Origin of the sequence: Planococcus maritimus (assembly GCF_001592825.1) — a bacterium.
GTDB lineage: Bacteria > Bacillota > Bacilli > Bacillales_A > Planococcaceae > Planococcus > Planococcus maritimus_C.
In genome coordinates this window covers 21,758-42,299 of record NZ_LTZG01000069.1, presented here as the reverse complement: position 1 = coordinate 42,299, position 20,542 = coordinate 21,758, and the positions used below count along the sequence as shown (strand labels likewise).

The window sequence follows — 20,542 nt, the reverse complement described above, 5'->3', positions numbered from 1 at the left end:
CGTTAGGCTACCTCAGTCCGGTTGCTTACCGGCTGTCTTCCCTTAAAAAAGTTGTTTGATTTTGTGTTGACTTACCATAGAGAAGAGGTAAATAAAAACAAGCAGTTCATTTATCTATGCGAAAACATTGATAATTCGAATCAAATGAATGCTATATACTCAGCAATGGATTGGATATGTGTAGGCGTAGAAGGTACAAGTAATATGGATATTAAGTTGAAGGGGTTTGGGTATAATCATAAAAACTCCATAGCTTTATTACAGTACATTATTGTAATTGATCAAATCGTTGATTCTGTTAAGTTATTACATAAAGTTTTAGAAGCTATCAACGTAGGCTCTACTCAAATTAGTTATCCATATAAAAAAAGCGATGAGATTTTTTCAAAGCCTGTAAGCGATGATGTTTTTTTCAAACATATAAGAGCTGTATTTGGAATGCATTCAATTGATTTGAATGCGGGTATAGATGGTGAAAGGCAAAAAGGAGGTAAATTCTATGCAAGTTGGCCAGCCTTTGGTATGCCAGATGAAGATGACTTTGTAGTACAGATTTATAATAATTCCCCTGGATATGAGCCTAGTGAAGTATTAGGAATTAGTTTAGAGAATTTAAATATTTTTGTTCGTGAGAGATACGACACCTTGGTAACATTAACCCAAAAAGTGTCAGAAGTAACATATACATTAGAAGCTTCGTATAAGGGAGTTTCTATAACATTAAAAAATGATGATTTAGTAGAAGATGTACAAGTACTACTACAGGAAAATAATAAAAGGTTTGGCGTTCTCAATGGTGGCTATGAGTTTTTACTTCTATACTTTAAAGAAATGTTTAGGGTAGCCGCTAATGCTAAAAAATATGATTTTGGTGGTAATATTCTAGAGGCTTATAATGAGCATTTAAAAAAAATCTTCAATGAAATTAAAAATAATTTAGAAAATATGAATCGAGAGATTACTAGAATAGGAATTCGAGCTAGAGGCTACGAATTTGAAAAAATAACACAATACCTAGATGGAAGTGATAACTATATTATAGGAGAGGAATATTTCGAAGGATTGGTAAAACACTCAATACTACCGGGTGAGTTAATAATGGAAAAAGACTTATCAATTAAGAGGTACGTTTTGGATGCATTTTTGTTTAGTAAGATGGAAAATAAAAATGAAATTTTGTTTGTTGATTTATTGAATGATCCTAGCGTTTATCGATCAAATGGGATATCAGATTTCACAGGCTATTTTATTTAATATAAACGGATACCTGTTAGTTTTTGTGGTGTTTATTTGGTCAAATTATTTTGATCTTCAATTAACGGTTGTGATTTATGAGTAACGTTTTAGAAAAGAGTGGCTCTGGCTACTCTTTTTTTGCTTTTGCTTTTGTTTTAAGAACGAAATGAAGGAGATTTTAATAGCGAAAATTTCTGCGGAGTAAGTAAGAACAAGCAAGTTATTTGTTTGGAAATGAGAATAGTGTCGACAATCCTCTAATACGATTATCCACATACCATTAAACCTATAATGAATAACCACTTTATTGCCCGGTCATTCATAGATGATCCAACTTTTGACTAACGTGTCTTTCGTGCGTCTTCCCCCTTCTCCTACATAAATTGTATTTGATAGGAGAAAGGAGAGACCCTTTAATTAGAAAAGAGCGCCCGCATGGACACTCTTTAAAATCTATTGAATCAAATTCTTTTGTGCTGTTCTCTTTTTCGAAAGCCTGACAGGACTGCGTAACTCTGCGTTGCGGTGGCCGAAGAAATCCTGCTAAAAATATTTCATCAGTCCACCTTTTCAAGTAATCCGGAAAAATTTGCAGTGTTAAATGATAATCTTTCAAGCTTTTAGAGCTCATGCTTTCCGGCTGAACTTGCCGATTTGCCATTACAATAACAATCAAAGACTTAATTTTATGAAACAAGGGAAGAATCCTTTACTTTCTTCACGAAGCATAATGATCTAAATATGGCGTAATTAAAATAAAGAGTCGCTATTTTATAAACAGCTGAAATTTGTTCAATCAGTTGGATAATGCAAATTTTCATTATTTTCTTCTTTACGCTCTTTGGCCAGTTCAATCAATCTTTCGCTTTCAGGAATAGACAATTTTTCGATTTTTTCTATAAGAGGATCTTGATCGTCAACCGCTATTAAAGTATTCAACAAACGATCTTTATATTCATTTTTATCTTTTCCATACATTTCAACATCAAATTCGGTTACTTCATTTCTTATAGTTAGGTAATTAGCAATATTCAATAGTTCCGTATCAGTAAATATTTCATCAAGCTCTTCTTTGGTTTTACTTTTTCTCCCCATTACAACGCCACCCTTCAGTTGGTTATGTAATTATAACCAATTGAAGGGTGGCATCCAATGATAAATGTTTGATACATATTGAGCAAACTCGATTTCAAGTTTAAAGCGTAGGCACCCCACCATCCGCCAAATACGAAATAAAAGAAGGCAATATCAAGAACGATATTTTCCTTTTTCGTAATGATTCAATCTTGGAAACTCTTCTCCGTTAGCGAATAGATAATATTTTCGAACCGAATTTTGATAGACCCCGTTCACTTCATTCATATTCCTTCAAATTTTTAACAGCAACTCGTATGTTTTCTCATCATCATCAACTATGTTATCCAGATTGACCTTCAATTCACGTTCGACCTTTAATGCTTTTACTATGCGAGAAACCACAGCTTTTTTCTTGCTTTGTATCGCTTCACTGTCCACTAGAAAACGTTCAAATTCGGCCTGTCTCATTTATAGTTCCCCCTATATAATATGACTATTTAAAGGGTAGCACAAAATGCTGCAGCCACGTCTTAGCAAATAAAATGTCAAACATGGCTGTAAGTGACTTTCAATTACTATTGAAGATTTGTTTAAAGAGATTTCCTATCGATAATCCTCTATTTTCTATACTTAGATGGTATATTTATAGAAAGACAAGGAGGAAGTTAATTGGATCATAAACATTTTATTATTGTTCGAATCGCAACAACAATATTGATACTTTTATCAATGATCTTGCCATACTTCGGATTAATAAAGCATAGCTCAACTCCAACCATTATCCTCATAACATTTTTCATTTTCCACCTCCTTGAAACTAAGTATGAACACAATCTAAGTAGAGATTTAAAAAAAGAATAGCTAGTGTCTCTCAAAAACTAGAGTTCAAATTGAATTAAATCCTAAATAGGAGGTTTCTGTATGCTGAAATCTGCAACACTACAGGAAGCAGCGGAGGCTGCAAAACTCGCTTTATTACTTTGGCCAGATCACACACTAGAGGAATTTGTTCGAGAAATGAGACAACTTATTCTTCAGGACGACTCCAATGTTTTCATAGCCTATCAAAATGACGAAGTAATTGGATTTGCTCAATGTCAGCTACGATATGATTATGTTGAAGGGACCAGTTCGAGCCCTGTTGGTTATTTAGAGGGGCTTTTCGTAAAAAAGGAATTTCGCAAGCAGGGCTTTGCAAAAAAACTCGTGGATGATTGTGAGAAATGGTCTAAGGAAAAAGGATGTCGTGAATTTGCCAGTGACTGTGAATTGGAAAATAAGCAAAGCCTGGCGATGCATTTGAAATTGGGATTTGTTGAAGCTAATCGTATTATTTGTTTCAAAAAAGATTTATGAAGAGAGGTATTCATGAATACTCAGTATTATTTAGGCTGGTTTACCGACATGTTCCCCGAGCATCTAAGCGAAGTGTTGCGGCAGGATATCACGAATAGAAAATCACTTGTGATGATTAGCTCGACTCCCTCAGACAATGAGGCAGATGGTGCTACTGAGCGCTCCTGGCTTGACCATGCCGGTATTGCGTTCCCTGATTACCATTTGATCGATTATCGCGTAGAGAAAGACGCTGCCCACGCACTCATCCAACATGCTTCGGTTATTTTCTTACTGGGTGGCGATACACTCCAACAGAATGATTTTTTGATGGCTTACGAATTGCCGGAGTGTATCCGAAAAAGCAATGCCGTTGTTATTGGGGCAAGCGCTGGTGCGATCAATATGGCAGCTAAGTGGCTAGGTTCAAAAAACTTTGGCTATTCAGTTGAAAAAGACACTATCTACAACGGAATTGGTCTTGGCAATTTTTCTATTCTGTCTCACTTTGATCTTGAAAATAAAATGGCACTATTTCAAAACGAACTCTCCTCCCTATCAGAAGAAATGAAAGTGTATGCATCGAATAAGGATTGTGCACTGCGCATAAAGGCAGATAAAATTGATGTTTTTGGGGATATATATATACTTTCCCACTCAAAAATGCAGAAGTTAGAGAAAACGCTCTAGGGTCTCGTATGTGAAATAAGTTACGGAAAATAAAAAAGATGACGCCGGTGATATCGGGGTCATCTGATCGCATTCTATTCATAGTGATGACTTAATTTCATGAAAAAAATCTTACTCAGTTCATTCATCCATTACATAAGATGTTTTACGTTCTCCATCAAAAGGCTACCATCCTGGTCTTCTCTATTACTTCAATTTAAGTTAGATTAAATGTTACGTTACACTAAAAGTAATCGACATTAAAAAAATTAGAAAGGGAGCTATTTATAATTTTTGTTTAGTGGATCGATTCTTTCTGCTTGTATCAAATTTAAATAGTTTAGTCATACTGATGAAAAAATTCCTAACTAAAAAAACATTGTTCACGTTCAGTATTGCTCTAGGGATAGTCGTAATTCTGAGCTTTAGTATTTTTTTCATATGGAGTCAAAATACATTGGAAGCGATTGATGCCAGTCAAATTGAAATAGAAGATGCCGTCCAGGCTAAAGATGGATGGTATATCTATCGAGCTGCCAATGCTGATAAAGGTTTAATCCTCTACCCTGGCGCAAAAGTGGAGCCTGAAGCATATGCCTATTTAGCGCAGGAGCTGTCCAAACAAAACATCACCGTCGCTATCCCTTCTGTCAGATTAAATCTAGCCATTCTGGATGTTTCAAAAGCTGATGAAATCATCGAGAAAGAGGACAGTCTCGAATGGTATATCTCGGGCCATTCTATGGGCGGCGCCGCAGCCGCGATGTATGCCGATCAACATTTAGATAGTATCAACGGGCTCATATTGCTTGGAGCATATGCAGCCAGCAATGATCACCTAAAAGAATCCAACTTGCCCGTTCTGTCCATCAGCGGTTCAGAAGATGGCTTAAGCACGCCAGAAAAAATTGATGAAAACAGCTCAAACTTGCCCGAGAAAACGGAATTCATTGAAATACCGGGTGGAAACCACGCATATTTTGGCGTATATGGCAGTCAGTCTGGTGACAATGAGGCACAGTTAACCGTCAGTGAACAACAAGAGATCATCATCGAGTTGATGGTTCACTGGTTGCAAAATACCGTTCCCTCTGGTCAAAGTCCATCATGAAGAATGTTTGCTGAGCCCCTAAGCTTTCTATTGCCATAGAAAAAAACGGAGGTGGCCTTTTGTATTTTGAAACTGAACGATTAGCCGTAAGAAATTTTGAGCGAAAAGACTTTGATGAATTTAATAAAATGCAAACCAGCTCTAAGGTAATGAAATACACAACTGGTAAAGCGAATACACGAGAAGAGAATAAAGTCGAGTTCGAAAATATTATCCACTCGTATTCTAAAACTATGCCGACGAGAACGATCATGGCTATAGCTAAAAAATTTGATGGAACCGATATATTTATCGGCTCTTGTGCTACAGAGCTAACAGAGCCAAGATGCGTTGAGATTGGATACAGATTTTTAGAACAGCATTGGGGAAATGGATTCGGTCTTGAAATTATACAGGGGCTGCTAACTTATGCTTTTGAGAATTTAGGTGCGCAAGAAGTGATCGCCGAAGCCTATGTGGAAAACGAGCATTCCATTAAATTGCTGGAAAAATCGCCCATGCGCTTCGTACAAGAATATAGTGATGAGCACAAACTGGTGTACGTATATTCACTCAATAAAAATGAAGCCGGACTAGCAGCGAACTGATTTTCACACGATTATTGAATTTATTTCTTAAATTTAAGGTGATATGGATTGAACAGTGAGCCTCTCCCTTCAAATCAGAAACTCCTATACGCTCCCTTTTAAATTGGAAATATTGGGTATTATGGTACCATTAAGTAAATGCCATTCTGAGAATGAAGGGAGAGATCTTACATATGAATACTAGATGGTACGGAGTGTATGCCGTGATATTGGGGATTGTATCTATTATCACTGGAGAAATCATCACGTTTATCATGCTTGGCTTTATATTGATGGCTTTGATCAATATCAATACCACCTTGAAAGAGAATTACCGGAAAAACGAAGAACAACATGACAGGTAAAGATTCTGTCCAAGAAATGTTGAGGTTTACTGGCAAAAAAACTTAGATGACAAAATTGAGAGGGGAAAGCTCGAATATGAGCATTCCCCTCTCATCGTTTATGTAATTATATATCTGGCCCACTGGATTACTCTTTATTAGCGTAAAAGGCATCCTTTACTTCAGTACGTACCGTTCGGTCTTTCCGATTTGTTTTCATCAAATTTAACACCTGTAAGCCATCACTTGGAAGTCCTCCTAGAAACGCCGGATACGTCCATGGAATCATTGAAGTGATAAAGAGAAAAAAGTTGGCTGCTGCGCTGTTGATGAGAATATTGCCGGCTACTCCAGAAACAGAAAAAGAGACAATGAACAACGCTGTTGAGATCAGCAGTGATGCGATGGGCCCTCCCATAAAGAAAAAAATCTTTTGCTTGTATGTAAAGGATGGGAATTCGTTCGCTATGCGATAATTGCAAAAACCCGATAAGGCAATCGTCAAATAACAAGTGATCCTCCCGATTCGCAGCCTTAATTTATTCGTTTTGCTGGATGTACCAAGAAACACTTCAACCTTGGAATTTTTACTCGCTGTAACGGCCGCAACTGCATGCCCCATTTCATGTATGAACAGCGAACATGAAATGATCAGCAGAACCGTTATGATTTCCAGTAACCACATCAAATTCTATTCCCCCCCTTCTATAAATTTGTTGAACACCCTCTGTACAAGATCTTACGCAAATGATTCATTTCCCCCTACCCATTTGAGTTTCTCGAGCAGCTAGACCAGGTCAAAGTATCCTCGCACGAATTTGCCCATTCCCCTCAATGCCATCCATAGCACCCTTATTGGGAAAAAGAGCAGTTCCGGAAACCAAAAGATTATGACATCCCAAAAATCACTTTTGTTCGTATCCTTCTTTTTTCGCCTGTTCACTCAGGCACTCCCCTTTCGTATTTCAAGCTCTAATTGCAATTCAAGTCCAAGCAATTCATTTTTCATAACATTTCACTTCCACATATACTTATTTTACCATTTATCGAATTCAAGTACAGTATAATGTGATGAATTTTCCCACAATTAAAGACGCTTATTAGAAATTAACTGCTTTTTTCGAACAAAACTAAAAAAACCCACCAGATGGCGAGTTTAATCTCTACTCGAAGAGTGAATCCATACGTTTCATAAGCTCAGTGGCTTTTTGTGCATTTTTTGCATCTGGATGGGGTTCGCCAAAAGCTTCCTGATCGTTGTCGTAATATTTCCCATCAGCATCGGCGAATTCTTCTGTTAACGCAGCCCGGCACAAAATATCAGCACCGATAGTCAGGTCGTGCCCTTCCGTGCCAAACGCTTTTTTAACCATTTTCGTACCGAGAAGCGATTTGGGGTTAATCGCCACAACTACTGGTGTTATGTGCTTAGCAAGCTCTATGGACCACATCGTCAAACCCAGTTTGCTTTGTGCATAGGCTTGGCCATCGCTTATCTTTTTTTCTCCCATGAGTGCTTCCATGTCCAACGGCTGTTGTGCGGCAGAAGACAAGTTAATAATACGGCCCGACTCATCCATTAATGACAGCAAGGACTTAGTTAATAGATAAGGCGCTACTGTATTGACCGCAAACCGGATATCCAGTCCATCATCCGTCACAGTATCGGTTGCATTAAAAACTCCTGCATTATTAATTAAGACATCCAAGTGTTTGTGCTTGTCCGCGATTTTTTCCGCGAGCTCTTTTACTTCCGCAAGCTTCGAAAAATCAGCTACCCATTGTTCGGTCTTGTCTTCCCCAAGCTCTTTAGCTACAGCTTTCAATTTGGCTGGATTTCGGCCATGAAGCAGAACATGATGGCCTTGCTGCGTTAACTTTTTAGCTGTCGCTAAACCAATGCCGTCGGTTGCACCTGTGATCAATATTTTCATTTGGATTCCTCCTGCTTTCTTTTTTACTGATATTAACAGATGGTTATCGAAGCGGTTGGCTCTTCAAAAGTGACATGGTTTTCTATCAATAAATTCCCCTTGTCCCATTCCACAAACATGGCGACCAATAACTCTTTTGAACCTGTCTTTATTAGCCAAAGTACTTTATTTAGCTAAGTGAACCATTTTTCATGAGTACCGATTTTCTCTTTTTCATAAAATAAAGAACATGAAAGTAGCTCATAACAGGTACGATCACCATTATGACCGGCCCTAATGTAAATATGTCTTCTTTACGAATCAGTAGATACATTAAAATGATACAGACCAATAGATACATAATTAGTTTATCCGAATAACTGTAGCCATACCTATTACTGGAAAGAGCATCGACTAGATACGAAACTGGAATACCTAAAACCAGATAGATTGGAAAGGAATACACTCCAGTAACAAACAGCCCTAGCCAAAGCGGTCAGCTATAATCCACGCCCTCTCCTTTATAAGGCGCAAGGCCCCCGCTCAAATATGTAATGGCTAGATTAACCAACAGCATGATGGGAATCGCAAAAAGCACGCTAATCAATCTCGTTGTTAAATCCTTCATCTTGACACACCTTGCTCTCTTATTTTGCGGCAATCTGATCTTTTGGAACATCAGCCGGCCTACTTATAACTATGCAGGCACCGAATCAAATTCACTTTTCAAGATCGAGAAAATTTTGGTATCCCGAAATTCTCCTTTGATGCGCTCATTTTTTCTTAATACTCCTTCAAAGCTCATGCCGGCTTTCAGCATGACTTTTTCAGAACCGATATTGTCCACATCGCAGCCGCCTTCAATCCGGTTCAACTGAAGCGTGCCAAAAGCGTATGTCAATACTTCCTGGAGTGCTTCTGTCGCGATCCCGGTTCCCCAGAAGTTCCGGTTTAACACGTATCCAATTTCAGCTTTTTCGTGTTCGTTCGACCAAGCGACTAGTGAACAGGTGCCGCTGACTTTCTTGTTCTTTTTACAAACAATAGCCCACACGCCGCTTTGCCCTTGATTATATCCATCTACCGTCGGCTGTAGGAAATTGGCTAAGGTCTCTTCTTTAGAGTCGTTTTTCTCCCACGTCATGCGCTTTGCCACTTCGGGGTCCGATGAGAATTCGAACACATCCTCTAAATCAGATACGGTCACTTTCCGTAAGATAAGACGATCGGTTTCGAATGTTGGCATGTTCTTTAAGTGTGTTTCGATATACATAGTTACCCTCTTTTCAATAATGGTTTAGAAAACTCTGGAGCTTTTTTCATAAAAGATGAAACTTGCTCATGGTTATTTTGGGATTTTTGTACCCGATCTACACCGTAACGTACAAAACCAAAATAACTTAGATCACTAATAGCGCTGCCCAGATAATCAATGGTTATGACAACATTGCCAATTTCTCCTTTAACTTTTGCTGAGCAACTCATTTCGCTTTATTCGAGATTCAAGCTCATGCTGACATTTTTCGTCGTAAATCCTAAGTCCTCGTACAGACTTATAGCTTGGTTGTCCACTCTTGCACTTAATCGAACTTCTGTATATCCTTGTTGCTGGAAATACTCAATAGCTGCCTTCATCAATGGCTTTGAGTGCCCTTGGCCGCGGTATGGTTTGCGGATGTACAGCTCGTAGATAAAGCCAAGCGCTTGCTCCGTAAATGAATCCTTCGTAGCACCTACTAGCACCCATCCCAGAATTTCATCCTGCTCAACGGCAAGTAGATAAAAGCCACCTTTTTCTAGCAAAGCTTTAGACATGCTCCTGGCTTTCTCTTCAGAAGGCATTACTTCGCCTAAGGTTCCATCATAAATAGCTTGTGGGGCCAGGGAAAGGATCGTATTCAAATCACTTGGAACGGCTTTTCTAATGATCATATTTTGTAATCTCCTCTAAAGGATTTGACGTTATGTACTAGGGTTTGGTTGTTACTAGTTATTTTAGGACCCCAAGTTTTAGAGATCTGAACGCTAAAATTCCTGCGTCCCTATAAAATTTGAATTGATTTGCATTTTATTTGGCAATCCATCATTGGAATAATCATTTTACATTGGTAGAGTAACACGCCATTAATTTCAATATCTTCAATAGTAATGTTGTGAAAAAAGTAAGCTAGTTCATCGGGAGATTGTGGAATGCTTCCTTTCATATCTTCCAACCAGATATTAAAGTTGGCTGAAAAACAAGATTTGAACTCAATAGCGTGCTCTTTCTCGTTCTGGCCGTTTGCTTGGTATTTAATTGTGACTAACTGTTGTTTCATATCATAAATTAAATCAACCAATTGCGTATCGATATAATTGGTTTCCATAATTTTCACTTCCATTTCTTTTCCACTTAGTCTCATATTGAAACCTCCTTATAGAAAATGAATCTATATACGTGATTTTTAGGCTAAAGCAGATAGGAAAGATGCCTTTCAATCGCCCTTTTTATAGTTCTACCGAAATCCATTTATATCCATTTTTCCGGATAAAGTTAATATCTTTTTGGTAATGTTCCAAATGCCCCTCTTTTATCATGCTTACAAATGCCAAATCCCCTTCATCCGCTTTTCTGAGAATGGTCTTACACAAAGCTTCTAACCTCTGGACCGCCATTTCCAATAAATTTTCTGCCACTTCCTGTCCGTAGGCTTCAAAGAATAAAGCTATCCGCTGTTTTATCCGTTCGTCTTGAGTGGCATCATAATAGACTTTTTGTCCGTTTAAAGGTGACAGGTAGTACCTAGATAATGGGACGCAAGTATAAAGCGCATAAACAATATCCCAAAGTCTAGGACCGGGCGCAGCATTGTCGAAATCAATTATGCCTATCGGTTTCTCGTTTTTAAAAATGATGTTATATACGGCGAAATCGTTGTGGCATATAAGCTCATATGGAGGGGGTGTATGATCCAGCGGCTTCCAGTTTGCATCAAACGAAAAATCACTTACTGAATCATGGTAAAGCCTCAATATTTTGGCTATCTCTGCCAGAGCTTCATCTGACCACATATATTCTTTAAGCGGATAATTGCCGGCTTCCCCATCCAAATATGTTAATATTTCTTTGCCATTATCCGTACCCAATATTTGCGGCGCATGCTTAAACTCTTTTTTCTCTAAATGATGCAAGAGTAGTTGAATTTGAAGACTTTCGGGTTTTAGGTCTCGGTGGACTGTGTTTCCTAGTCGATGCACATCTGAAACATTGCCGCCCGTTAGTTTTTCCTTATCCCATTTGGCGGGCATTTGCTTACCTCCCTGAATTTCGATTGAGCACCCCAGCTGCTATGTAGCCTTACAATCCTTCTCCAAACGTATAGATCCATCGCCATTACCGGAAACCAACAGCCTTTAATTCTTCCCAAACTACTTGATATCTCTCCCATACCGGCGGAACAATTTGGCCAGTGCGATTCATTTCCGCGAGCTCTTCACAGGAGACCCATTTGGCATCACAAACCTCGCCTGGCTGCAGGGTCAATTCATTAATCTCAATAGGTTTAGTGCTTTTGAACAAATAGCTGTCCAAAAATGATTTGCCTTTCGATCTCTCACCTAAGTATCGAAGCTCAGAGGCAGCGACAACTATCCCGGTTTCTTCGGCAAGCTCTCTGACTGCCCCTTCTACGCTGCTTTCTCCTGCATGCACCGAACCTCCTGTGCTTTCCCACAGCAAGGGGTACGTCTTGTTGGCGTCACGTCTGGTCACTAACATCCGGCCGTCGGCATTGATCGTATATATTTCCACCACGACATGAAACTCATCCGGTGATAGTTCTTCTCCGCGAGTATGTAATTTATTCAATGGCTGTCTCGTTGCATCTACTAGATCCCATACTTCCATTTTTTAGCCTCCTCTCACTTATACTTTATCGAATTGCCTTCTTACTTCTCTTCCATTTAGTACTAAACCTTTTAACGACTGCTCATAAGCTCGTCTTAGTCGCTGCGAATGTTTCACTTTCAGCTTGTCTACCAAATAACCCTGTATACACAAGCATGGTACCAAACATCAAAATGAGCCCCATGTATACGGACATCATCGTCGGAATCAAGAATGCGCCGAGAATAATGGTGGAGCGGGCAATCATATCCGCTCCGCTAAAAGAGATTCCGGAAAATGCGGAGTAAGAGCCTCTTTTATCGGCCGGCATCATATTCGCTTGTTCCGCGTTTCGAACAGGTGAGTACATCAATTCCCCTAGAGTGGCGACAACACTGAACAGCAGCAGCAAATACCAGGAATTGGCTGAAGTCATGACAATATAGCCGACACTATAAATGATTAGTCCATACAGAAGGACTTTCTTTTTGTCAAAGCGATCTGTGAGCTTACTGATGAGAAATGTAAAGCACACGACCAGCAGCATGTTTTGGATATTGAGCAGGCTCAGCATCCGGACGCCGCCAATTTTGAATCCTTCAATCGAAATCGTCTGAAAGCTTTCTGCTAAGCGTACGCCGATATAGCTGTTTAACGAAAACTCAGCGGCAAAGATGAACATCGATCCCATGACGACTTTTACAAAAGGCTTATCTCGAAATGCCACTTGGTAATTTTGAATCACATCGAGAAAGACATTGTCGTGTTGTTTTTCCAAACGGCTCGCTTGTGAGTTTTCTAGCCAAATCGCATAAGCGACGGGCAAGCAAGACGAGGTAATGGACAATAACAGAAACAATTCGATTTGATGATTCATGTACAACAGCCCGCCCAATGCCGCACCTACAGCCAGTGATAAATTGACTAACCAATAATCAATCGCATAGACGGCTTTGCGGTTTTCCGGTGTAGTGGAATCGATAATAATGGCATGAATAGCGGGTCTTCCTAGGCTGCTGGTGATGATAAAAGCGATATATGCAAAAGCAAACAGCCAAATCCAATTCGATTCCGGTACTAAACTGACGGTCATCACGCCAAAAAACAAGGCGCTTAGCGAAGACGTGGCGATCAACACTTTCTTTCTCGGCAAGCGATCGGAAAGATAGCCGCCCACCAAATTAATCACGAAACCGATGATGACCGTTAAAATCAAGAACAGGCCCGCTGCAACTCTCCCAATCTCTTGTGCGAAGAACAAGGCCATAAACGGCATGACTGCGGAGGCCACCGCCCGATTGAAAAATGATGTAATCAAGCGTACTTTGATGTTTCGTGGATATTCTTTCCATTTCATCTTGAATTCCCCCTCCATATTCTGTATATTAAACCAAGCGAAATAACAGAAAAATGGACAAGTTTTGTAAATGTGTCTACTTTTAAAGGAGTTTGGAATGGATAAGCATTTATTAGCATTGTGGAAAGCAGTGCCTTCAGGAAATGTTAAACATGAAGAAATCGCCAAGACCTTGGGCTTCAGTACGAAACAGACCTCTCGATACATCAAGAAATGGATGAGCGAGGGCTGGTTTGACTATACCGCAGGACGCGGCAGAGGCAATTTATCCGCATTGGTTTGGCTGAAAGATGTGGAAGCAATCTACGAAGAACAGTTTATGGAAATCATTGATCAACAAGCGGTAGAGGAAAGCAGTAAATACTTGTTGTATGATTGGTCGCGTGAAAGCAAATTGAGACTGCTCAATCAATTTCGCTTGAAGTTTGGCTATTTCCAGGATACAGATGAAGTCGATAGGTTGATCGTTCCAAGGCGGCACAAATTGCTGACCTTACATCCTTTGGAAGCCATCGACATGCAAAGTGCCAATATGGTCGCCAATGTTTTCAACCGCCTCGTATCCGTCGACGAAAACGGTGTGGTGTCCCCTGAAATCGCCCATACTTGGGACCTTCAAGCGACACGGCTTCGAATTTATTTGCATAAAGGAGTCAAATTTCACGATGGCACCACTTTATCTGCCGGGGACGTCGTCGCGTGCCTTGACCGGTTACGGGCCCATCCTTATTTCAAATCATTGTGGGAGCCTGTCACTAGCGTAAAAGCGGCCGCTACATTCGTTGTGGATTTCTATTTTCCAAAAGGCTGCAGCTATTGCCTTCAGATGCTCGGCATGATGAACGCCAGCATTTACAAAGAAAGCGGCGACAAGGTATGGGGCACGGGTCCCTTTTATGAAGCAGAAAACAGCGAAGACAAAACCTCATTAAAAGCCTTTAGCGATTATTTTCTTAAAAGGCCTTTGTTAGATGTTGTGGACTTCGTACAAGTTCCAAGAGACTTTGAAATCACCTATCACTCCGCAAACCACCCAAAAGATGAAGCCACATTTCAAGTGGAGAGTGATGCAGGGTTTGGTATCGTCGTCATGAATGCGTTTCGCCCGACAGACATCCAACGGCAAGAAGTACGGGATTACGTTCACTATGTTATCGCGAAACATCGGCATTCAATCAGCGATTATCATCCCAGGGCTTTGCCGAACGCTAAGAGTTGCTTAGCCGGCTATGATCAGCAATACACCATGCAAAAAATAGAACGCCCTCATATTACGCAAGCCCTAGTCTTAAAGGCGGTCAAGCATTACGAAAAATCCGCAATCTGGTTAAAAGATGCACTTGAAAAAGAAGGCATCCCTGTGCAAATCCAGTGGATGTCATTTGCCGAAAAGTTGTTGGATCACGGGCTCGACCAGCAAGGGGATCTCTTCTTACACGGAGAAGTACTCGAAATGAATCAGAACTTTTCATTTTTCTATTTTCTTAAAAACAGCTACTCGCCGCTGGCAGCGAATATATCGAAAAATCAACAAGTGCTCGCATTACTTGAACGGTATGCCCAAACCCCTTTTGGCGAATGGACTGCTTTGAACTTGCAGGTGGAAAAAGCCTTGATTGAATCCTCAATCATGATTCCGCTCTACTATGAAAAGCGGCAAGTTCCCTTCTCTGCGGATTTAATGAATATTACCATCACCCATTTCGGGTATGTTGATTATTCTAATTTATGGGTGCGGCCAAGAATTGAATAAGCTGTTTTTTTAACTTTTGAAATAGAAACATCCGACTATCATTGATTGCTGCTTAGATTTGGCATATTTATTACGACTTTTTTCTTTATAGTTGCTGGTTACTGCGTACGAAAACCTTGGCTTTGCTGTATATGAAAGGGAGAATGGCTGCTGCTTTTATAGCATCCATTCTCCCTTTTGTTTATAAAATTAAGTATAATTTTGACTGGCTTATAAAATCCTCGATTTCTCGCCATCAACCACTTTAATATGTATTCCAAAAGCCTCACCTGAATAGATGTGATTGGAAACGTCCGATATGTCGAGTAGTTCTTCTAAATGAATGGATTGTTGGCTATTGGCGTCTATCGTCATTAGATGTGGACCCGCCAAGTTCATCAGCGAGGCCATCCGCATATCGTCCTCCCTGAAAACCGAATCCATAAATTCCAATTCAATGGTCACAGCTTCATTGCTGCGATTGTGCAAGACTAAATCACACTCGCCGCCCATCACCTCATTTTCAGTTATGGCTTCAAAGCTGCAATGCCCGTTTCCATCATACGAAATGGCTGAAACACCAGTTGCTAAGGTTTCCTGATACGCAATAATCAATAGACTTGGTAAAACCATATAAACTATGACTACTGCAAACACAGTTCGAAATCGGTATTTCTCTAGGCTGTTAAACAATAAAATAATTGCGACAATAAATAAAATAGATCCAAACACGCCTAAAAAATTATAGCCATTGTAATCTTGTATCGGAAACGACATAAAGATGAAATTGGCATTATTCAATACACCATTCGGGAACGGGAAAAACAGGGTCATACATATAGCGAATACAATAAACGAAACAATAAACCCCGCTTTGTTTTTTATCATTGGCTCCGTCCTTTCATAATCTTTAATAGGATTTTTATCCCTCTCCGTTACCGAGACGATGAAAATTCATCTTTCATGCCTTCTTCTGAAGTCTTAAGATAGCTTAATTGAACTTGATGGCTTGGCTTTTCAGTCGATAAAAACCCATTTCATCAGTAAAAAGCATCTAATGGAATGAGTTTTCAGCTGATTGCTCTATTTTTCGAGAAACGGCTCTAGAAGTCCTGGGATGCCATAAACCGGGGCATTACTGTTTTGCAAATACATGCCAAGACCCACAACTAATAGAATAATTGCGATCGATAAAATCAATTTTATACTTTCTCGAGACACCGGGACTTCGCTCCTTAACTAGACTGTAACTAAAAACTAAATTCGGTGAAAGCATTGATTGATTGTTTTAGTTATTAATAGATTACCACTAGAATTTGGAAAGTAAATATTTATTAGTAAATATTTCATTCTTACTCGTCATGGTATTCATTCGCCCTAAACATGAAGACAAATGCCTGTGAACCTTGAATGTTTGGAGCTGGGTACGTAATTGAAAATCCCCTAAATCACCATTGCCATAAAGTTCGACTTTGGAATAGCTCTTCCAAACCTTGTTTATCTAATTGATTTAAGTCTGGTATTTGTATTAATGTCAGTTCTAATTCGTCAAACCCGTAATTCGATAAACTATCATTCAATTCCTCTCTTTCAATCTCATCGAATCGATTGCCCAAAGTTGTTACAATTAAGAGCTGGCGATCGTCATCATAGACATAATTGAGGACGACTGTTTCCTTGAATTCTTCATCAATAAAACGTTCCATATTGAGAGTTTCCAAGTCTTGGCGTATTAACACATAAGCACTGAATAGGCTTGGTATCGCAACTAAAAACGTTAAGACGGCGATATACGTATTGATGCGTTTTTTCTTCGTCAGCTGCAAGCTTTTATCGCTGCGAAGCAATACTTTCACGCCGATAAAGGTCGCAATTAAAATGAAACTGCAGTTTATTAGGAAGAGGTAGCCTGCCCCTATAAAATACGACAGGTCCTGAGCCGATAAAGCATAACCTATCGTACAAACTGGCGGCATCAGTGCTGTTGCAATAGCGACCCCTGGCACGATATTATTCGCAACCTTCTTGCGCAAGCCAATCCAGCCTGCTGTTCCTCCAGCAAAAGCGATCAACACATCCCAAATGGTCGGGAAAGTTCTGGCAATAATTTCATCACTGGCTTGCGTAATCGGGGAAAATGAAAAATAAAGGAAGGAAGTCAATATACTGATTCCCAACTGGACTCCTAGTAGACGCAATGCCTTGTAAAACAAGCTCATGTCGGATATCCCTAACGATAGACCAAGCCCAAGTATTGGGTTCATTAACGGTGAAATAAGCATCGCGCCGATCACCACCGGAATAGAGTTCAAGTTTAAACCGATGGACGCGATGAAAATGGCACACATCAAAATCACTGCGTTGCTTGACTTAATTGACAATTCATCATCGACATTGCTCCTGATCTCTTTCAGATTGTATTGCATAGACATTCCGCCTTTCAATAAAATCACTATAAAGTCCATTAAGATCAAACAACACTTTCCCGATTCCAAGTTTTCCTTATTATGCTTTATATACTTCTACCTTGTCTTCTCCATCTCCTCTTTAAGCCAAAATCGCTTATTTAAGCTATGGATAAATGCTGCTTCGTTCATAGCTAGTGCATCGTTCAACCACTCAGGATGCATCTTCAGTAAGTCAACTGGAAGCTCTTTTGCTTTAAAGAACTTAACATCTACCGACTCACTCGAATTGCATTGCAAAGTTCCCCCTGTAATTTCAGCAAGAAAGCAAGTCGTGATAAAATGCACTGTTTGGCCTTTTGGATATGCAAAAACCTGTGAATCAGGATCCGAGTACACTCCTATTAACTTGGTAATTTTCACCTCCAAATTAGTCTCCTCTTTTACTTCGCGAATAGCTGCCTCAGCAACTGTTTCGCCTATCTCCACATGTCCTGAAGGAATGCCCCATAATTGTACATCCGCTCTTTTCTGCAACAAGACTTGCTTCTGTTCATTTAGGATTACCACCGCGACCCCCGCTTTTAACTCATCGATCTTTTTCATCCCATAAACCTCCTTCTCATAATAAAAAGGCCCGAGAAGAAAGAATTCAACGCATGCCAAATACGTTGAACCTTTCCCCTCGGACCTTTTATGTCAATAGGTGCCTTTTACGTAGAGTAAAAGATGCAGCCCTCGGTCGCAGGCCTATCTAGATAGCGGAACCCTAGCTGCAATTTTCCAGTTCGCTTTCATTCTACAGATTTGTTCTCGATAATGGAATATAAAATAGCTTTTCCATCATTATGTATCAAAAAGCACCCCATTCAACGCATCCACATACCTTTTTGCCGATTTTTGTACCACTTTACCCGCGTCATTTAGCACAGTTCGATGAAACGCATCGTATATGCGGTCGAAGCGGATGTCGTTTAGCTGATCCGCCATTCTTTCGACAGTTGCTGCCGGCAAGGGGATAAAGTTTGGATAGCTATACATGAAACTGACCCAATTGCGGTCTGCCACGACGCGGACGATATCGCCTGTCAGTAATACGCCTTTGCTGGTATTTCCTTTTTTCCATTCCAGGATGGCTGCGCCTTTGAAGTGGCCACCGATCCGGTGCAGCGTAAACCCTTCTGCAACTTCCAATGATTCGCCTGACCAAAAAATCATTCGATCACTCGGTCTCGTCACCCATTGTCTATCATCTTCATGAATATAAATCTTCGCATCGAAGGTTTCAGCCCATTCCACCTGAGTTGAATAGTAATGCGGGTGGGACAAGGCAATGGCATCGATTCCTCCGAGAGCTTTGATTGTTTCGATAGTTAGAGCGTCGAGATAGCTTATGCAATCCCATAGGATATTGAAGTTCTTTCCTTGAACCAAGTACGCAGTTTGGCCAATCGCAAAACTTGGTTCAGTCCTTATACTTGAGAGCCCTTGCTCTTCTAACAAAATATTATTTTCATAAGTATTAAATCGAACCATCTCCTCCAGTGTCGTCCACGTTTGCCCTTTAGGACTAACATATTGTCGGTGTTCGGTACAGATCAAACACTGCGATGGCACCGTTTCTGTGCTTTCTATTTGTACGCCGCATGTGGTGCAAACAAGTTCTTTCATTTTCTATTCTCCTCATTTACAAGTATTTACTGAAAATTAGTATATCCTAAAATTTTCAATTTCGGTTCAATCAAAGGTCTGATTTGTTCAAATTATTGCGGATGTTGGATAGACGTAAAAAAGCTGCCGAAACGGAAATTCCCTCCGCTTCGGCAGCTTCTTGCTTATAAGAGCAAAGCCGCCAACGTATCATCAATTACCAATACATCCAAAAAGCCGCCTTTCAAAGCCGCTTTGATGCTTTCTGCCTTGTGGACACCTTCAACGATTCCAATGACTTCAGGTATGCGTTTGTATTCTTCAATATCAAGACCGATGACCAAGTCATTTAAAGGATGTGCAATTTGCTTGCCTTCATGGTCGTAGAACCGCGAACCAATGTCGCCTACTGCTCCGGCATCTTTCAAAGACTTCAAATTTTCATCTTTTAAATATTCCATTGTCGTCATCGTGGATTCTTCAAATGGAGTCCCAAGCCCGACCACCGCCATGTCGACATTTCGCCCTTCTTCGAGAACCAAGGCGATATCTTCCGATTGAATCAGGCGCTTTTTCAACTCCTCGCTTTCTACCATAGCGGGAGCGTATAAATAGGAGCAAGTCGCATTCATTTTCTGCGCTAACTGATAGGCAAGCAGATTGGAGTGAATTTCCACCAATTTACTGCCCATTCCGCCAACCAATGGGATGATTTTCAGCTGCTGGTGCTGTTCGTAAGGATACTCCTGAACGAATTTTTCCAAGGTGCTGCCCCAGGAGATGCCGAGTTTTTTAGCTCCCTCTATGTTTTTGGAGACATAGAAAGAAGCCGCTTTTCCTAAAGAGTGTTTGATCATATCCGAATTTCTGCCCGCTGTTGGAATGACGATTGCTTCTTTTAGACCGTACTTTCTTTCAAGCTGATGTTCCAATTCCACGGTGTGCGCATTTTCATCTCTGATATAAATCTCGACGATTCCATGCTCTTTTGCTTTGTTCAGTAATTTGGAAATCAACGGACGGGACACACCGATTTTTTTGGCAATCTCTGCTTGTGTCAGTCCTTCAAAATAATACAATGTTGCCACTTTCACTATTTGCCTGCGTTCATCCCAATTCATCCGCACTGCACCTACTTTTTCATAAACTAGAACCTTTATGAATGCGGAGAGTTAACCGCTTTCATTTGTTTGCACTTACTGCTTTCAGGCCGGTTCTTCTTATGAATAACTATACTACATGTGTTCGCCCGTTGTCGTTCGATTATTGGACAATCTCCAAT

General features: G+C 40.1%; 24 protein-coding genes. 7 read left to right on the top strand and 17 right to left on the bottom strand.

The genetic code is table 11. The features are described from left to right. Positions 1–63 precede the first annotated feature (63 nt). Entirely contained in the window at positions 64–1,254 is a 1,191-nt protein-coding gene (locus AY633_RS16300; RefSeq protein WP_186008793.1) for a hypothetical protein, read from the top strand. A gap of 774 nt (positions 1,255–2,028) precedes the next feature. Here the strand turns inward: AY633_RS16300 and AY633_RS16295 are convergent. Both AY633_RS16295 and AY633_RS16855 read right to left on the bottom strand, forming a co-directional pair. Beyond that, the gene (locus AY633_RS16295; RefSeq protein WP_068489259.1) at positions 2,029–2,331 is read right to left on the bottom strand and encodes a hypothetical protein; all 303 of its coding nucleotides are present in this window, start codon (positions 2,329–2,331) and stop codon (positions 2,029–2,031) included. Positions 2,332–2,604: 273 nt separating this feature from the next. Then, entirely contained in the window at positions 2,605–2,781 is a 177-nt protein-coding gene (locus AY633_RS16855) for a hypothetical protein (protein WP_260804611.1), read from the bottom strand. Positions 2,782–3,234: 453 nt separating this feature from the next. Here AY633_RS16855 and aac(6') point away from each other — a divergent pair, with 453 nt between their 5' ends. The 5 genes from aac(6') (at position 3,235) to AY633_RS16720 (ending at position 6,359) form a co-directional block, all read left to right on the top strand. Further along, entirely contained in the window at positions 3,235–3,669 is a 435-nt protein-coding gene (aac(6'), locus tag AY633_RS16285) for an aminoglycoside 6'-N-acetyltransferase (RefSeq protein WP_068489257.1), read from the top strand. A gap of 12 nt (positions 3,670–3,681) precedes the next feature. Further along, entirely contained in the window at positions 3,682–4,338 is a 657-nt protein-coding gene (locus AY633_RS16280) for a Type 1 glutamine amidotransferase-like domain-containing protein (protein ID WP_068489255.1), read from the top strand. Between the two features lie 436 nt (positions 4,339–4,774). After that, positions 4,775–5,428 carry an alpha/beta family hydrolase gene (locus tag AY633_RS16275; protein ID WP_068489253.1) on the top strand — a complete coding sequence of 218 codons (654 nt, stop codon included), beginning with the start codon at positions 4,775–4,777 and terminating at the stop codon, positions 5,426–5,428. 59 nt (positions 5,429–5,487) lie between these two features. Continuing rightward, positions 5,488–6,015, top strand: a complete 528-nt coding sequence (locus tag AY633_RS16270) for a GNAT family N-acetyltransferase (protein WP_068489251.1) — start codon at positions 5,488–5,490, stop codon at positions 6,013–6,015. Between the two features lie 173 nt (positions 6,016–6,188). Further along, complete coding sequence (locus tag AY633_RS16720; RefSeq protein ID WP_186008792.1) at positions 6,189–6,359, top strand: hypothetical protein; 171 nt, start codon at positions 6,189–6,191, stop codon at positions 6,357–6,359. A gap of 127 nt (positions 6,360–6,486) precedes the next feature. Here AY633_RS16720 and AY633_RS16265 read toward each other — a convergent pair whose 3' ends face one another. The 9 genes from AY633_RS16265 to AY633_RS16225 all read right to left on the bottom strand — a co-directional run bounded on the left by AY633_RS16265 (position 6,487) and on the right by AY633_RS16225 (position 13,473). Next, positions 6,487–7,023, bottom strand: coding sequence for a site-2 protease family protein (locus AY633_RS16265; protein WP_068489249.1), 537 nt, complete (start codon positions 7,021–7,023; stop codon positions 6,487–6,489). 478 nt (positions 7,024–7,501) lie between these two features. Next, positions 7,502–8,272 carry an SDR family NAD(P)-dependent oxidoreductase gene (locus AY633_RS16260; RefSeq protein ID WP_222101839.1) on the bottom strand — a complete coding sequence of 257 codons (771 nt, stop codon included), beginning with the start codon at positions 8,270–8,272 and terminating at the stop codon, positions 7,502–7,504. A 676-nt stretch (positions 8,273–8,948) separates the two neighbouring features. Next, entirely contained in the window at positions 8,949–9,524 is a 576-nt protein-coding gene (locus AY633_RS16250; RefSeq protein ID WP_068489243.1) for a GNAT family N-acetyltransferase, read from the bottom strand. A 2-nt stretch (positions 9,525–9,526) separates the two neighbouring features. Then, positions 9,527–9,736, bottom strand: coding sequence for a hypothetical protein (locus AY633_RS16715; protein ID WP_186008791.1), 210 nt, complete (start codon positions 9,734–9,736; stop codon positions 9,527–9,529). 6 nt (positions 9,737–9,742) lie between these two features. Then, positions 9,743–10,183 carry a GNAT family N-acetyltransferase gene (locus AY633_RS16245; RefSeq protein ID WP_068489241.1) on the bottom strand — a complete coding sequence of 147 codons (441 nt, stop codon included), beginning with the start codon at positions 10,181–10,183 and terminating at the stop codon, positions 9,743–9,745. A 110-nt stretch (positions 10,184–10,293) separates the two neighbouring features. Further along, positions 10,294–10,653 (bottom strand): hypothetical protein, encoded by a 360-nt coding sequence (locus tag AY633_RS16240; RefSeq protein WP_068489239.1) that lies wholly within the window; start codon positions 10,651–10,653, stop codon positions 10,294–10,296. A gap of 85 nt (positions 10,654–10,738) precedes the next feature. Then, positions 10,739–11,539 carry a phosphotransferase gene (locus tag AY633_RS16235; RefSeq protein WP_068489237.1) on the bottom strand — a complete coding sequence of 267 codons (801 nt, stop codon included), beginning with the start codon at positions 11,537–11,539 and terminating at the stop codon, positions 10,739–10,741. Between the two features lie 85 nt (positions 11,540–11,624). Then, on the bottom strand, positions 11,625–12,137 hold the full coding sequence (locus tag AY633_RS16230) for an NUDIX hydrolase (protein WP_068489235.1): 513 nt from the start codon (positions 12,135–12,137) through the stop codon (positions 11,625–11,627). Positions 12,138–12,219: 82 nt separating this feature from the next. After that, entirely contained in the window at positions 12,220–13,473 is a 1,254-nt protein-coding gene (locus AY633_RS16225; RefSeq protein WP_068489233.1) for an MDR family MFS transporter, read from the bottom strand. Positions 13,474–13,570: 97 nt separating this feature from the next. On the opposite strand from AY633_RS16225, the gene AY633_RS16220 reads away from it, so the two are divergent. Continuing rightward, the gene (locus AY633_RS16220; RefSeq protein WP_068489231.1) at positions 13,571–15,226 is read left to right on the top strand and encodes an ABC transporter substrate-binding protein; all 1,656 of its coding nucleotides are present in this window, start codon (positions 13,571–13,573) and stop codon (positions 15,224–15,226) included. A gap of 210 nt (positions 15,227–15,436) precedes the next feature. On the opposite strand, the gene AY633_RS16215 is transcribed toward AY633_RS16220, so the two are convergent. The 6 genes from AY633_RS16215 to AY633_RS16195 all read right to left on the bottom strand — a co-directional run bounded on the left by AY633_RS16215 (position 15,437) and on the right by AY633_RS16195 (position 20,381). After that, positions 15,437–16,093, bottom strand: coding sequence for a hypothetical protein (locus AY633_RS16215; protein WP_068489229.1), 657 nt, complete (start codon positions 16,091–16,093; stop codon positions 15,437–15,439). Positions 16,094–16,288: 195 nt separating this feature from the next. After that, positions 16,289–16,426 (bottom strand): hypothetical protein, encoded by a 138-nt coding sequence (locus AY633_RS16710; RefSeq protein ID WP_186008790.1) that lies wholly within the window; start codon positions 16,424–16,426, stop codon positions 16,289–16,291. A 227-nt stretch (positions 16,427–16,653) separates the two neighbouring features. Beyond that, positions 16,654–17,670, bottom strand: coding sequence for a DUF389 domain-containing protein (locus AY633_RS16210; protein WP_082799268.1), 1,017 nt, complete (start codon positions 17,668–17,670; stop codon positions 16,654–16,656). Positions 17,671–17,727: 57 nt separating this feature from the next. Continuing rightward, positions 17,728–18,216, bottom strand: coding sequence for an NUDIX domain-containing protein (locus AY633_RS16205; RefSeq protein WP_068489225.1), 489 nt, complete (start codon positions 18,214–18,216; stop codon positions 17,728–17,730). Between the two features lie 240 nt (positions 18,217–18,456). After that, positions 18,457–19,281 (bottom strand): MBL fold metallo-hydrolase, encoded by an 825-nt coding sequence (locus AY633_RS16200; protein WP_068489223.1) that lies wholly within the window; start codon positions 19,279–19,281, stop codon positions 18,457–18,459. A gap of 164 nt (positions 19,282–19,445) precedes the next feature. Further along, positions 19,446–20,381 carry a sugar-binding transcriptional regulator gene (locus AY633_RS16195; protein WP_068489221.1) on the bottom strand — a complete coding sequence of 312 codons (936 nt, stop codon included), beginning with the start codon at positions 20,379–20,381 and terminating at the stop codon, positions 19,446–19,448. Between the last annotated feature and the right edge of the window lie 161 nt (positions 20,382–20,542).

What these genes read in the sequence shown, in the direction of transcription:
- AY633_RS16295 (WP_068489259.1), bottom strand. Translation starts at nt 2,331, where the DNA reads ATGGGGAGAAAAAGTAAAACCAAAGAAGAGCTTGATGAAATATTTACT.
- AY633_RS16855 (WP_260804611.1), bottom strand. Translation starts at nt 2,781, where the DNA reads ATGAGACAGGCCGAATTTGAACGTTTTCTAGTGGACAGTGAAGCGATA.
- AY633_RS16280 (WP_068489255.1), top strand. Translation starts at nt 3,682, where the DNA reads ATGAATACTCAGTATTATTTAGGCTGGTTTACCGACATGTTCCCCGAG.
- AY633_RS16720 (WP_186008792.1), top strand. Translation starts at nt 6,189, where the DNA reads ATGAATACTAGATGGTACGGAGTGTATGCCGTGATATTGGGGATTGTA.
- AY633_RS16265 (WP_068489249.1), bottom strand. Translation starts at nt 7,023, where the DNA reads ATGTGGTTACTGGAAATCATAACGGTTCTGCTGATCATTTCATGTTCG.
- AY633_RS16260 (WP_222101839.1), bottom strand. Translation starts at nt 8,272, where the DNA reads ATGAAAATATTGATCACAGGTGCAACCGACGGCATTGGTTTAGCGACA.
- AY633_RS16250 (WP_068489243.1), bottom strand. Translation starts at nt 9,524, where the DNA reads ATGTATATCGAAACACACTTAAAGAACATGCCAACATTCGAAACCGAT.
- AY633_RS16715 (WP_186008791.1), bottom strand. Translation starts at nt 9,736, where the DNA reads ATGAGTTGCTCAGCAAAAGTTAAAGGAGAAATTGGCAATGTTGTCATA.
- AY633_RS16245 (WP_068489241.1), bottom strand. Translation starts at nt 10,183, where the DNA reads ATGATCATTAGAAAAGCCGTTCCAAGTGATTTGAATACGATCCTTTCC.
- AY633_RS16240 (WP_068489239.1), bottom strand. Translation starts at nt 10,653, where the DNA reads ATGAGACTAAGTGGAAAAGAAATGGAAGTGAAAATTATGGAAACCAAT.
- AY633_RS16235 (WP_068489237.1), bottom strand. Translation starts at nt 11,539, where the DNA reads ATGCCCGCCAAATGGGATAAGGAAAAACTAACGGGCGGCAATGTTTCA.
- AY633_RS16230 (WP_068489235.1), bottom strand. Translation starts at nt 12,137, where the DNA reads ATGGAAGTATGGGATCTAGTAGATGCAACGAGACAGCCATTGAATAAA.
- AY633_RS16225 (WP_068489233.1), bottom strand. Translation starts at nt 13,473, where the DNA reads ATGAAATGGAAAGAATATCCACGAAACATCAAAGTACGCTTGATTACA.
- AY633_RS16220 (WP_068489231.1), top strand. Translation starts at nt 13,571, where the DNA reads ATGGATAAGCATTTATTAGCATTGTGGAAAGCAGTGCCTTCAGGAAAT.
- AY633_RS16215 (WP_068489229.1), bottom strand. Translation starts at nt 16,093, where the DNA reads ATGATAAAAAACAAAGCGGGGTTTATTGTTTCGTTTATTGTATTCGCT.
- AY633_RS16210 (WP_082799268.1), bottom strand. Translation starts at nt 17,670, where the DNA reads ATGGACTTTATAGTGATTTTATTGAAAGGCGGAATGTCTATGCAATAC.
- AY633_RS16205 (WP_068489225.1), bottom strand. Translation starts at nt 18,216, where the DNA reads ATGAAAAAGATCGATGAGTTAAAAGCGGGGGTCGCGGTGGTAATCCTA.
- AY633_RS16200 (WP_068489223.1), bottom strand. Translation starts at nt 19,281, where the DNA reads ATGAAAGAACTTGTTTGCACCACATGCGGCGTACAAATAGAAAGCACA.
- AY633_RS16195 (WP_068489221.1), bottom strand. Translation starts at nt 20,381, where the DNA reads ATGAATTGGGATGAACGCAGGCAAATAGTGAAAGTGGCAACATTGTAT.